Annotated in this window: 10 protein-coding genes; 4 read left to right on the top strand and 6 right to left on the bottom strand. The window is 72.4% G+C overall.

Annotated features, from left to right (window positions below; translation table 11 throughout):
- Positions 1 to 192 precede the first annotated feature (192 nt).
- The 4 genes from nth to ACJA3G_RS16625 all read left to right on the top strand — a co-directional run bounded on the left by nth (position 193) and on the right by ACJA3G_RS16625 (position 4,372).
- Positions 193 to 918: an endonuclease III gene (nth, locus tag ACJA3G_RS16610; protein WP_406553769.1), complete on the top strand. Its 726-nt coding sequence runs from the start codon at positions 193 to 195 to the stop codon at positions 916 to 918.
- Between the two features lie 80 nt (positions 919 to 998).
- Complete coding sequence (locus tag ACJA3G_RS16615; RefSeq protein ID WP_406553761.1) at positions 999 to 1,736, top strand: NUDIX hydrolase; 738 nt, start codon at positions 999 to 1,001, stop codon at positions 1,734 to 1,736.
- A gap of 12 nt (positions 1,737 to 1,748) precedes the next feature.
- Positions 1,749 to 2,972 carry a MarP family serine protease gene (locus ACJA3G_RS16620; RefSeq protein ID WP_406553762.1) on the top strand — a complete coding sequence of 408 codons (1,224 nt, stop codon included), beginning with the start codon at positions 1,749 to 1,751 and terminating at the stop codon, positions 2,970 to 2,972.
- A gap of 47 nt (positions 2,973 to 3,019) precedes the next feature.
- Positions 3,020 to 4,372 carry a 6-phospho-beta-glucosidase gene (locus ACJA3G_RS16625; RefSeq protein ID WP_406553763.1) on the top strand — a complete coding sequence of 451 codons (1,353 nt, stop codon included), beginning with the start codon at positions 3,020 to 3,022 and terminating at the stop codon, positions 4,370 to 4,372.
- 33 nt (positions 4,373 to 4,405) lie between these two features.
- On the opposite strand, the gene ACJA3G_RS16630 is transcribed toward ACJA3G_RS16625, so the two are convergent.
- From ACJA3G_RS16630 to ACJA3G_RS16655, 6 genes are all read right to left on the bottom strand, one after another.
- Positions 4,406 to 4,585: a hypothetical protein gene (locus ACJA3G_RS16630; RefSeq protein WP_358832014.1), complete on the bottom strand. Its 180-nt coding sequence runs from the start codon at positions 4,583 to 4,585 to the stop codon at positions 4,406 to 4,408.
- A gap of 139 nt (positions 4,586 to 4,724) precedes the next feature.
- Entirely contained in the window at positions 4,725 to 5,681 is a 957-nt protein-coding gene (locus ACJA3G_RS16635; RefSeq protein WP_406553764.1) for an alpha/beta fold hydrolase, read from the bottom strand.
- Positions 5,678 to 6,139 carry a phage holin family protein gene (locus tag ACJA3G_RS16640; protein WP_406553765.1) on the bottom strand — a complete coding sequence of 154 codons (462 nt, stop codon included), beginning with the start codon at positions 6,137 to 6,139 and terminating at the stop codon, positions 5,678 to 5,680. Before ACJA3G_RS16640 ends, ACJA3G_RS16635 begins: the two co-directional genes overlap by 4 nt.
- 74 nt (positions 6,140 to 6,213) lie before the next feature.
- Positions 6,214 to 7,617, bottom strand: a complete 1,404-nt coding sequence (nhaA, locus tag ACJA3G_RS16645; protein WP_406553766.1) for a Na+/H+ antiporter NhaA — start codon at positions 7,615 to 7,617, stop codon at positions 6,214 to 6,216.
- 334 nt (positions 7,618 to 7,951) lie between these two features.
- Positions 7,952 to 9,907 (bottom strand): acetate--CoA ligase, encoded by a 1,956-nt coding sequence (acs, locus tag ACJA3G_RS16650; protein WP_406553767.1) that lies wholly within the window; start codon positions 9,905 to 9,907, stop codon positions 7,952 to 7,954.
- Positions 9,908 to 10,128: 221 nt separating this feature from the next.
- Positions 10,129 to 12,411: bifunctional SulP family inorganic anion transporter/carbonic anhydrase (locus tag ACJA3G_RS16655; RefSeq protein ID WP_406553768.1), on the bottom strand; the 2,283-nt coding region annotated here is incomplete at its 5' end.

The raw sequence follows: 12,411 nt of genomic DNA on the forward strand, positions 1-12,411 counted from the left end.
CTTCGGGGCCGCCTCCTTGGCAACCGCCTCCTTGGGAGTCGCCTTCTTCGGGGCCGCCTTCTTGGCCGCGGTCTTACGCGGAGCAGCCTTCTTGGCGGCGGGGCTCGTCCCCGCGGCCCCTTCGGGCTCGCTCGGGCCGGCCGGCTCGTTCAGCTCGTCGGGCCCGCTCGGCACGGGCGACGCGCCCGCCGGATCAACCGGGAGCTCGCGGAGGTGTATCCGTACGCCCACCCGGAGCTCGACTTCCGCAACCCCTTCGAGCTGCTCGTCGCCACGGTCCTGTCGGCCCAGACGACCGACCTGCGGGTCAACCAGACGACGCCCGCGCTGTTCGCCGCGTACCCGACCCCCGAGGAGCTGGCCGCGGCCGACCCGGAGGCGGTCGAGGAGCTGATCCGGCCGACCGGGTTCTTCCGCGCCAAGACCAAGTCGATCATGGGTCTCGCCGTCGCCCTGCGCGACGAGTTCGGGGGCGAGGTGCCCGGGCGTCTCGAAGACCTGGTGAAGCTCCCGGGCGTCGGCCGCAAGACCGCCAACGTGGTGCTGGGCAACGCCTTCGGCGTCCCCGGTCTCACCGTGGACACGCACTTCGGGCGGCTGGTGCGCCGCTGGAAGTGGACCGACGAGGAGGACCCGGTCAAGGTCGAGGCCGTCGTCGCCGGGATCTTCCCCAAGAGCGAGTGGACGATGCTCTCGCACCGGGTGATCTTCCACGGCCGCCGCATCTGCCACGCCCGCAAGCCCGCCTGCGGCGCCTGCCCCATCGCCCCGCTCTGCCCGGCGTACGGGGAGGGCGAGACCGACCCGGAGAAGGCCAGGAAGCTCCTGAAGTACGAGAAGGGCGGCTTCCCGGGCCAGCGGCTCTCCCCGCCCCCGGACTACCCGGGGCGCCCGGCCCCGCCGCTGGGGGCCGGATGACCCGGCGCCCCTGACCTGATGGATGCCGGAACGAACGCGACCGGCCCGGACGTTGTGACCGGTGGACGACGGGGGTGCCCATGACGCACGCGAGTGACACCAGCAGGACCAGTGACCCCAGCAGGGCGTACGGGGGCGGCGAGGGCCCCCACGGCCCCGCCGTGAGCCGGGACGGGCTGCCCGAGTGGCTCGGCCCCGTCGCGCGCGCGGCCGACCGCATCGAGCCGCTCCAGCTCAGCCGCTTCCTGCCGCCCGAGGACGGCGGGGGCCGTCAGTCCGCCGTGCTGGTTCTCTTCGGCGAGGGCCCGGCCGGGCCGGAGCTGCTGCTCATGGAGCGCGCCAGCCAGCTGCGCTCGCACGGCGGCCAGCCCTCCTTCCCGGGCGGCGCCCTCGACCCCGGGGACGGCGACCCCCAGACCACCGGACCGCTGCGCGCCGCCCTGCGCGAGGCCGAGGAGGAGACCGGCCTGGACCCGGAAGGGGTGCAGATCTTCGGCGTGCTGCCCCGGCTCTACATCCCGGTGAGCGGTTTCGTGGTGACCCCGGTCCTGGGCTGGTGGCGCGAGCGCACGGAGGTGCGGGCGGTGGACGCGGCGGAGACCGCCCGGGTCTTCACGGTCCCCGTGGCGGATCTCACGGACCCGGCCAACCGGGCCACCGCCGTCCACCCGCGGGGCCACGCAGGCCCGGCCTTTCTGGTCGAATCCGCCCTCGTGTGGGGCTTCACGGCCGGGGTGATCGACCGGCTGCTGCACTTCGCGGGCTGGGAGCGCCCCTGGGATCGCACCCGCCGGGTCCCGCTCGACTGGCACGCGTGACAGGCTGACCTCGTGAACGTGCTGGACATCCTGTTGCTGGTCGCCGCCGTGTGGTTCGCGATCGTCGGCTACCGCCAGGGCTTCGTCGTCGGCATCCTGTCGGTGATCGGCTTCCTCGGCGGTGGTCTCATCGCCGTGTATCTGCTGCCGGTCATCTGGGACCAGCTGACGGACAAGCGGACCGTGTCGACCACCGCCGCCATCGTGGCGGTCGTCGTCGTGATCGTCTGCGCCTCGGTGGGCCAGGCCTTCACCACCCACCTGGGCAACAAACTGCGCCAGCACATCACCTGGTCGCCCGCGCGCGCCCTGGACGCCACGGGCGGCGCGCTGGTCAACGTCGTCGCCATGCTCCTGGTCGCCTGGCTGATCGGCACCGCGCTCGCCCCGCTGGCCGACCCCCAGGACTCCTCCAGCCGGGGGAACGCGCTGGGCAGGGCGGTCAACGACTCCCGGATCCTGCGCGGCGTCGACAAGGCGATGCCCCAGCAGGCGTACACCTGGTTCTCGGACTTCTCCTCCATGCTCGCGCAGAACGGGCTGCCGCAGGTCTTCGCCCCGTTCACCAACGAGTCGATCACCAAGGTCCCGCCCCCCGACCAGGCACTGGCCACCAGCCCGGTCGCGGCCTCCGCCAAGCGCTCCATCGTCAAGGTCACCGGCACCGCGCCGAGCTGCGGAAAGCGCCTGGAGGGCACCGGCTTCGTCTTCGCCGAGCGCCGGGTGATGACCAACGCCCATGTGGTGGGCGGGGTGGCGGACCCGAAGATCCAGATAGGCGGTCAGGGGCGGACGTACGACGCGAAGGTGGTCGTCTACGACTGGCGCCGGGACATCGCGGTCCTGGACGTGCCGGACCTCAAGGCCCCGGTGCTGCGCTTCTCCTCGCAGCAGGCGCACAGCGGCAGCGGCGCGATCGTCGCGGGCTTCCCCGAGGACCAGCCGTACGACGTGCGGGCCGCGCGCGTCCGTGGCCGGATCACCCCGCCGGGCCCGGACATCTACCACCGCGGCACGGTCACCCGCGAGGTCTACTCGCTGTTCACCACGGTCCGCCCGGGCAACTCCGGCGGCCCCCTCCTCACCCCCGACGGCAAGGTCTACGGAGTGGTCTTCGCCAAGTCCCTCGACGACCCCAACACCGGTTACGCGCTGACGGCGAACGAGATCCGCGAGGACATCCAGCTGGGCCGTACCGCCAACCAGCAGGTCGACAGCCAGCAGTGCGCCCTGTGACGGCCGCTGTGCCGCCCCGCTGACCCCGACTCCCGAAGAGGCCGGACATGCGACTGACGATCCTCGGCGGCGGCGGTTTCCGCGTGCCGCTCGTATACGGCGCCCTGCTGCGCGACCGCGCCCCCGGCCGGGTCACCGAGGTGACGCTGTACGACGTGGACGCGGCCCGGCTCGCCGCCATCGCCCGCGTCCTCGCGGACCAGGCGCGCGACGCCGTGGACGCCCCGGCCGTGCGGGCGGTGACCGATCTGGACGAGGCGCTGCGCGGCGCCGACTTCGTCTTCTCCGCGATCCGGGTCGGGGGCCTCGCGGGGCGGGCCGCCGACGAGCGGATCGCGCTCGCCGAGGGCGTCCTGGGCCAGGAGACGGTCGGCGCGGGCGGTATCGCGTACGGCCTGCGGACCGTCCCCGTGGCGGACGCCGTCGCCCGCCGGATCAAGGCGCTCGCCCCGGACGCCTGGGTCATCAACTTCACCAACCCGGCCGGCCTCGTCACCGAGGCCATGGCCCGCCACCTGGGCGAACGGGTCATCGGCATCTGCGACTCACCGGTCGGCCTGGCCCGCCGCGTGGCGCGTACGGTCGGCGCCGACCCCGACTCCGTACGGCTGGACTACGCGGGCCTGAACCACCTGGGCTGGCTGCACGGCCTCTACGAGGGCGAACAGGACGTGCTGCCGCGTCTGTTCGCGGACGACGCGCTGCTGACCTCGTTCGAGGAGGGCAGGCTCTTCGGCGCCGACTGGCTGCGCTCGCTGGGCTCGGTGCCCAACGAGTACCTGCACTACTACTACTTCAACCGCGAGGCCGTGGCCGCGTACCGGCAGGCGGAGCTCACCCGGGGCGCCTTCCTCCTCGGCCAGCAGGAGCGCTTCTACGCGACCGTGGCCGAGGCCGCGGGCGGACGCGAGCAGGCGTGGGACGCCTGGGACCGCACCCGCGCCGAGCGCGAGGCCACGTACATGTCCGAGAACCGGGAGGTCTCCGGCGCGGGCGAGCGCGCCGCGGACGACCTGGAGTCGGGCGGGTACGAGAACGTCGCCCTGGCGCTGATGCGGGCGATTGCGCGCGACGAGCCGGCGACGCTGATCCTCAACGTCCCCAACGGCGCCTCGCTGCACGTCCTCGACGCCGAGGCGGTCGTCGAGATCCCGTGCCGCGTCGACGCGTCGGGCCCGCGCCCGCTGCCCGTCACCCAGCTGACGGGCCATGAAGCGGGCCTGGTCAGCGCGGTGAAGGCGGTCGAGCGGTGCGTCCTGGAGGCCGCCGAGGGCGGGTCGGCACGGGCGGCGGTGAAGGCCTTCGCCCTGCACCCGCTGGTCGACTCCGTCCAGGTGGCCCACCGGCTCCTGGACGGCTACCGGGACGTCCACCCGGGGCTCGCGTATCTGCGCCGGTGATCCCGTACGGCCGCCGGGCGTCCGGCACCCGTGTTACGTACGCGAATGGCGCAGCCGGGCCGAGACCCAGCGGGCCCGGCGACGGAGGATACGCGGAATACCGAGTTGGGGATCATGGCCCTGAGCTTGCGGGCCACCCCTCTCGTGCGAAATCGGCGCGGTGGCCGAGCGGCGGTTGCGTGCTGCGTCACCGTAGTCGTGCGTCCAGCCCATACCCCGACGTCTGCCCGGGCCCCAAGGTCGGTAACCGCGTCTTGGGGGGCCAATTGGCCTATGCGCCAGGCAATTGGCTGTTCGTCAGACAAACGTTCCCGTCCGCTCCCCGGACGACCCGGCCGGCCGGGGGAACGCCCTAGCGGTCGGGCTCGGGGTCCTTCAGCCAGTTCACCAGCTCCGCCGAGAACGCGGCCGGGTCCTCCTCGTGCGGGAAGTGGCCCAGACCGTCGAACAGCCGCCAGCGGTACGGGGCTTCGACGTACTCCCCGGAGCCCGCCGCGCTGCGGGTGCGCATCACCGGGTCGAGCGAACCGTGCAGATGCAGCGTCGGCACCCGTACCGGCCGCTTCATCCGGCGGTTGAACTGGATGCCGTCGGGCCGGGCCAGCGAGCGCACCATCCAGCGGTACGGCTCGATCGAGCAGTGCGCGGTCGACGGGATGGTCATCGCCCGCCGGTAGGCCGCCACGGCCTCCTCGTCGGGCGCCAGCGGGCCCGACCACTCCCGCACCAGCCGTCCCACCAGCGCCGCGTCGTCCGCCACGAGCTGACGCTCCGGCAGCCACGGCCGCTGGAAGCCCCAGATGTACGAACCGGACCGCGACTGCGCGAAGTCGGAGAGCATCGCGGAGCGCCAGCGCCGGGGGTGCGGCATCGACGACACCACCAGCCGGCGCACCAGCTTGGGCCGCATCACGGCCGCCGTCCACGCCAGATAACCGCCCAGATCATGGCCGACCAGCGCCGCGTCGGGCTCACCGAGCGACCGTACGACCCCGGTGATGTCCAGCGCGAGGTTGGCCGGGTCGTAGCCGCGCGGGGTGCGGTCGCTGCCGCCGACGCCCCGCAGGTCCATCGCGACTGCCCGGAAACCGGCGTCCGCGAGTGCGGTCAGCTGGTGCCGCCACGTCCACCAGAACTGCGGAAAGCCGTGGAGCAGCAACACCAGCGGACCGTCACCCAGCTCCGCGATGTGGAAGCGCGCACCATTGGCCGCTACGTCCCTGTGTGTCCAGGGACCATCGATGCGGACAGGGCTGCCATTGCCGCCAGGGCTGCCCGTGGCGCCGGTACCGGTATCAGGTGCGGTCATGCAGACGAGCGTGCCACAGCCGGGGTCTGCTCCGTGACCGGGCGGGGATGCGGCTTGACGCCCCCGAGCACGGCCGCGGTCTGCTTGGCCGAGGCGATGGACTTCTCCGGCGGCTTGACCTTCTTGAACTTGGCCACGGACAGCAGCGCCAGCAGGCCCGCGAGCAGCAGGAACGCTCCGCCCACGATCAGGAACGACCAGGCGAGGCCGAGTCCCAGGTTGTGGATCCCGTACGCCGCCGCGAAGCTCAGCACCGGCAGCGAGAACAGGACGAGTACTCCGGCGGTACTGATGGCCAGGCCACCGATCGCCCCGCGCTTGACGTCCTGGCGCAGCTCCGCCTTGGCGAGCGCGATCTCGTCGTGCACCAGCGCGGACATCTCGGCCGTCGCCGAGGCGACCAGCTGGCCGAGGCTGCGGTCGGCGCCGCCGACGGCGGTGTTGCTGGGGTCGCTCATTCGCTGACTCCCTCTTCTCTCTCCGGTCCCGTCATCTCCCGGCCCAGATGTCCTTCTCCGGCCCAGATGTCAGATCATGCCGGACGGTCGGCCTCGTCGCTCCCCGCCCCCGCCACTTGCGCGAGGCGGCGGTGCTCGGCGGCCTTCGCCTCGTAGAGGACGGCCATCCGCAGGTGGTAGGCCGGATTGTGCTGTTCGTACACATCCGGGATGCCGTCGTGGTCCTCGTCGCGCTCCTCCTCGTCGACGAGCGCCCGGTAGCGGCGTACGCGCAGCTTCAGCAGGACGGTGGCGAAGACGGCGGCGATCAGCGAGCCCGTCAGGACGGCCGCCTTGATCTCGTCCGCGAGCGCGCCCTCGCCGTCGAAGGCCAGCTCACCGATGAGCAGCGAGACGGTGAAGCCGATCCCGGCGAGCGTCGCCACCGCGAAGACGTCCGGCCAGGCGAGGTCCTCGTTGAGCTCCGCCCTGGTGAACCGCGCGGCACACCATGTCCCTGCGAAGATGCCCACCGCCTTGCCGACCACCAGACCGAGCACCACGCCGAGCGTCTCGGGCCGGGTGAAGACGTCCGCCAGCGCCCCGCCGCTGACGCCGACCCCGGCCGACATCAGGGCGAAGAGCGGCACGGCGAGCCCGGCGGAGAGGGGCCGCACCAGGTGCTCGATGTGCTCGCCGGGGGAGTGCTCCTCGCCCTCGCGGCGGGTGCAGCGCAGCATCAGGCCCATGGCGACGCCCGCGATGGTGGCGTGGACGCCGCTGTTGTACATCAGCCCCCAGACGGCCAGCGCCAGCGGCAGGTACACGTACCAGCCGCGCACGCCCGTGCGCAGCAGCACCCAGAAGAGGGCGAGGCCCGCGAACGCGCCGCCGAGCGCGACGAAGTCGATCTCCTTGGTGAAGAAGACGGCGATGATGAGGATCGCGAAGAGGTCGTCGACGACGGCGAGCGTGAGCAGGAAGGCGCGCAGGGCGCTCGGCAGGGAGGTCCCGATGACCGCGAGCACGGCGAGCGCGAAGGCGATGTCGGTGGCGGTCGGCACGGCCCAGCCGTCCATCTCCCCGCTGCCCACGGCGTTGACCAGCGCGTATACGAGTGCGGGCACCGCCATCCCGCAGAGCGCGGCGATCACGGGCAGCGCGGCGGCCCTGGGGTCGCGCAGCTCACCGGCGACGAGTTCGCGCTTGAGCTCGATGCCGGCGACGAAGAAGAAGACGGCGAGGAGGCCGTCGGCGGCCCAGTGCTGGAGGGAGAGATCGAGCCCGAGGGAGCCGACGCCGAGGTGGAAGCCCTGGACGTCGGCGTAACCGCCGCCCCACACATTGGCCCAGATCAACGCGGCGATCGCGGCGACGAGGAGCAGGACCCCGCCGACGGTCTCGGCGCGCAGCGCTTCCGCGACGAAGTTGCGCTCGGGCAGCGACAGCCGGCCGAGGAACTTCCGGCGGCTGTCCTTGAGGGTGTCGGGCGCGACCACGGGGGCGACCTCCGGTCCGGTTCAACGGGCATGACAAACCACATTGCCGACCAGACTTCCCGGCGCACCTGGGTCCTTACTTTACCTAACCCTTTACCCGGGCACGGCCGAACGAATCCGACGAATCCGGCGTTCGCCAGATTAGGGGAAGGTGTTGGTTTGCCCGGGGTTTGTCTGCGGGCCGGTGGGGGCTGGTCGCGCAGTTCCCCGCGCCCCTGAGGGGTCCGGCCGCACCCGAGGACCCAGGCTCAGCCGCAACCCCTTAAGGGGCGCGGGGAACTGCGCGACCGGCCACCCTCCGGCCCGCAGCCGAACCCCGGGCCCGGCCACCGCCTCAGTCCTCGGCGGACGCCCCCGGCAACTGCGTCTGAATCAGATCCATCACCGAGGAATCCGTCAGCGTCGTGACATCCCCCAGCTCCCGGTTCTCCGCGACATCCCGCAGCAACCGCCGCATGATCTTCCCCGACCGCGTCTTCGGCAGCTCCGCCACCGGCAGAATCCGCTTCGGCTTGGCGATCGGCCCCAGCGTGGCGCCCACATGCGCCCGCAGCTCCTCCACGAGCCCCTCGGTCTGCGCCGCCGACCCCCGCAGGATCACGAACGCCACGATCGCCTGCCCGGTCGTCTCGTCGGCCGCGCCGACGACCGCCGCCTCGGCGACCGACGGGTGGGAGACGAGCGCCGACTCGACCTCGGTCGTGGAGATGTTGTGCCCGGACACGAGCATCACGTCATCGACCCGGCCGAGCAGCCAGATGTCCCCGTCGTCGTCCTTCTTCGCCCCGTCCCCGGCGAAGTACTTCCCCTCGAACCGCGACCAGTACGTGTCGATGAACCGCTGGTCGTCACCCCAGATCGTGCGCAGCATCGACGGCCACGGCTCGGTGAGGACGAGATACCCGCCGCCCCCGTCCGGCACCTCGCGCGCCTCGTCGTCCACGACGGTCGCCGAGATCCCGGGCAGCGCCCGCTGCGCGGACCCCGGCTTGGTCTCCGTGACGCCCGGCAGCGGCGAGATCATCATCGCGCCGGTCTCCGTCTGCCACCAGGTGTCCACGATCGGGCAGGTGTCCGCGCCGATGTGCTTGCGGTACCAGATCCACGCCTCCGGGTTGATGGGCTCGCCCACCGACCCCAGCACCCGCAGCGACGACAGGTCGAACTTCGCGGGGATGTCGTCGCCCCACTTCATGAAGGTCCGGATCGCCGTCGGCGCCGTGTAGAGGATCGTCACCCCGTACTTCTGGACGATCTCCCAGAAGCGCCCCTGGTGCGGGGTGTCCGGCGTGCCCTCGTACATGACCTGCGTCGCCCCGTTGGCCAGCGGCCCGTAGACGATGTACGAGTGGCCGGTCACCCAGCCGATGTCGGCGGTGCACCAGTACACGTCGGTCTCGGGCTTGAGGTCGAAGACCGCGTGGTGGGTGTAGGCGGCCTGCGTCAGATAGCCGCCCGAGGTGTGCAGGATGCCCTTCGGCTTCCCCGTGGTCCCGGACGTGTACAGGATGAACAGCGGGTGCTCGGCGTCGAACGCCTGCGGGGTGTGCTCGGCCGACTGGCGAGCGACGATGTCGTCCCACCAGACGTCCCGGCCCTCGGTGAAGGCGGTCTCCTGGCCCGTGCGCCGCACCACCAGTACGTGCTCGACCTGCGGGCACTTCGCCACCGCGTCGTCGATCGCGGGCTTCAGCGCGGACGGCTTGCCGCGCCGGTACCCGCCGTCCGCCGTGATGACCAGCTTCGCGTCGGCGTCCTGGATACGGGAGGCCACCGCGTCGGCCGAGAAGCCGCCGAAGACCACCGAGTGCGCCGCGCCGATCCGCGCGCAGGCGAGCATCGCGACGGCCGCCTCGGGGATCATCGGCATGTACACCGCGACCCGGTCGCCGGCCCGGACGCCCAGCTCCGTCAGGGCGTTGGCGGCCCGCGAGACCTCGTCCTTCAGCTCGGCGTAGGTGATCGCGCGGCTGTCGCCGGGCTCGCCCTCGAAGTGGATGGCGACCCGGTCGCCGTGGCCGGCCTCCACATGCCGGTCGACGCAGTTGTACGCGACGTTGAGCCGGCCGTCGGCGAACCACTTGGCGAACGGCGGGTTCGACCAGTCCAGCGTCTCGGTCGGCTCGGTGGCCCAGGTGAGGCGCCGGGCCTGCTCGGCCCAGAAGCCCAGCCTGTCCGCCTCGGCCTGCTCGTACGCCTCTGCCGTCACGTTGGCTTCAGCGGCCAGCGCGGCAGGAGGAGCGAACCGGCGCTCCTCCTTCAAGAGGTTGGCCAGGCTTTCGTTGCTCACGACATCTCCCTTTCCCAGGGCGTCCTATATGCCTATGTGTCCCGGGCCATAGCTCATCAGGCCAATCGCCGGGTGACAAGAGTCTCCCGAAAATTGGTTTAGACCTATAAGGCTTCCGGGGCGTCGGCGTGTCATCAGACGGTCTCACGGACCGGGTCCGCCCTGGGTTCAGGAAATCGTGCGCCGCGCGGCGTTCGAGCGCCGCGCGGCGCCGAGGCGCGTCAGCCGAGGGCCGCCTCCAGCGGCGTCGGCCTCACCCCTTCGAAGACCTCCTCGCAGTCGTGGTGCGCCAGCAAGTACGCCTGGGCCTCGCCGACATGGAAGTACATGCCGTGCAGGGTCAGCGTGCCCTCGGCCAGGCGCCGCGCCACCGACTCGTGGCGCCGCAGATGGTCCAGCTGCTGCACCACATTGGTGAGACAGAGCTGCTCGACGGCGTCGGCGGGCAGCCGCCCGGCGATCCGCGCCCAGGAGTGCTTACGGCTCGCCATCCGCTCCAGGCTGGGCATCCCGTGCCGCAGCCAGCGCCGCAGCGGGGTCTGCGGGGCGTCCGGCCCGGCGGCCAGGAGCGCCTGCATGGCCCCGCAGCCGGAGTGGCCGCAGACCGTGATGGACTCGACCCGCAGCACCTCCACCGCGTACTCGATCGCCGCCGCCACCGAGTCGTCACCGCTCTCCGCCCCGGGGGGCGGCACCAGATTGCCGACGTTGCGCACGGTGAACAGATCGCCCGGGCCACTCGAAGTGATCATGCTGGTGACGAGCCGGGAGTCCGCGCAGGTGAGGAAGAGCTGGGACGGCTGCTGCCCCTCGCGGGCCAGCCGCGCCAGCTCGTCGCGCACCAGCGGCGCGGTGTTGCGCTGGAAGGAGCTGAGCCCGCTGGCCAGTTGATGCCCGTGGCGCCTGGGCGCCGGCGCCTTGTCGTGGCAGTGGTGGTTGCGCCAGGGGGTCCAGGGCCGGCAGCAGCTCTGGGTGGCGGAGGCGGGCTCGGAGATGCGCCCGCCGGCCCGTCCGGTGATCCGCACCTCGCCACCGCGCGCGGTGTGCGTGGCCTGCCAGCCCTGCAACGCCTCGTACGCCGCGTGGTCCATGAACGAGCCGTCCAACTCCACGACCGCCCGCGCTCCTTGGGGTACCTGACTCAGCGACCTGGTCAGACGCGGTACGGCCAGGAACGTCAACTGCCCGCGCGCCTGGACCAGATACGAGGCGTCGTCCTGCTGCCGCACGGTGATCCGGGTCCGCGCCACCCGGCGCAGCGCGACCGCGACGGCCACGGCGATCCCCATGACCACGCCCTGGAGCACCCCGAACACCAGCACCCCGCCGACCGTCGCCACGTACACGAGGAACTCGCGGTGCCGGTGGACCTTGCGGATGTGGGCGTACGACACCATCTGGATGCCGACCATCATCACCAGCGCGGCCAGCGCGGCCAGCGGAATCCACTCCAGGACGGCCACGAGCAGCCCGGCGGCGAGCAGCACCCACACTCCGTGCAGCACGGTGGAGGCGCGCCCGGCCGCCCCGGCCCGTACGTTGGCGCTGCCGCGCACCGCGCCGCCGGAGACCGACATTCCGCCGAGCAGTCCGGAGACGGCGTTGGCGATGCCCTGGCCGCGCAGCTCCCGGTCGAGGTCGGCCCGGTGGGGCGCGGCGCCGCCCGGCCGTTCGGCGGCCAGCTTGTCCACGGCGACGGCGGAGAGCAGTGACTCCAGGCTGGCGACCAGGGTCACCGTGAGCACGGCGGCGACCAGCCCGCCCGCCGGCCCGTGCGGCAGCTCGGGCAGGACGTGCGCGTCCCAGGAGGGCAGGTCGACCCGGGCGATGTCCGGAGCGGCCACGGCGGCCACCGCGGTGGCGATCACCACACAGGCGAGCGCGGCCGGGATGCGGCGCAGGGCCTTCCCCGGCCGCCCGGGCAGGCGCGGCCACATCAGGAGCACGGCGATGGTGAGCGCCCCGACCAGGGGCGCGGCGGGGCCGACCCTGGCCAACTGCTCCGGCAGCGCCCGGGCGTTGTCGACGGCCGAGCTCTGCGGGGAGCCGCCCAGGACGATGTGGAGCTGGGCGAGCGCGATGGCGGCGCCGATGCCGGCGAGGGTGCCGTGCACGATGGCCGGGCTCATGGCGAGCGCGGAGCGCGCGGCCTTCAGCGAGCCGAGCGCGATCTGCAGCAGACCCGCGAGGACGGTGATGGCGCAGGTGGTGCGCCAGCCGTAGCTCTGGATCAACTCGGCCGACACCACCGTGAGTCCGGCGGAGGGGCCGCTGACGAGGAGCGGTGTGCCGCCGAGCAGCCCGGCGACGATGCCGCCGACTCCGGCGGCGATGAGGCTGGCTTCCAGCGGGGCGTCGATGGCGACGGCGAGGCCGAGCGACATCGGGACGGCGAGCAGGAAGACGGTGACGGACGCGGCCAGATCGGCTCCGGCGATCCGGAAGCGGCGGCCCCGTCCTGTGGGGGGCGGGGCGTGCGGGTGGCGGTGGCTGTCGGGGTGAGT

It is taken from the genome of Streptomyces sp. YS-3, assembly GCF_045257485.1.
Lineage (GTDB): Bacteria > Actinomycetota > Actinomycetes > Streptomycetales > Streptomycetaceae > Streptomyces.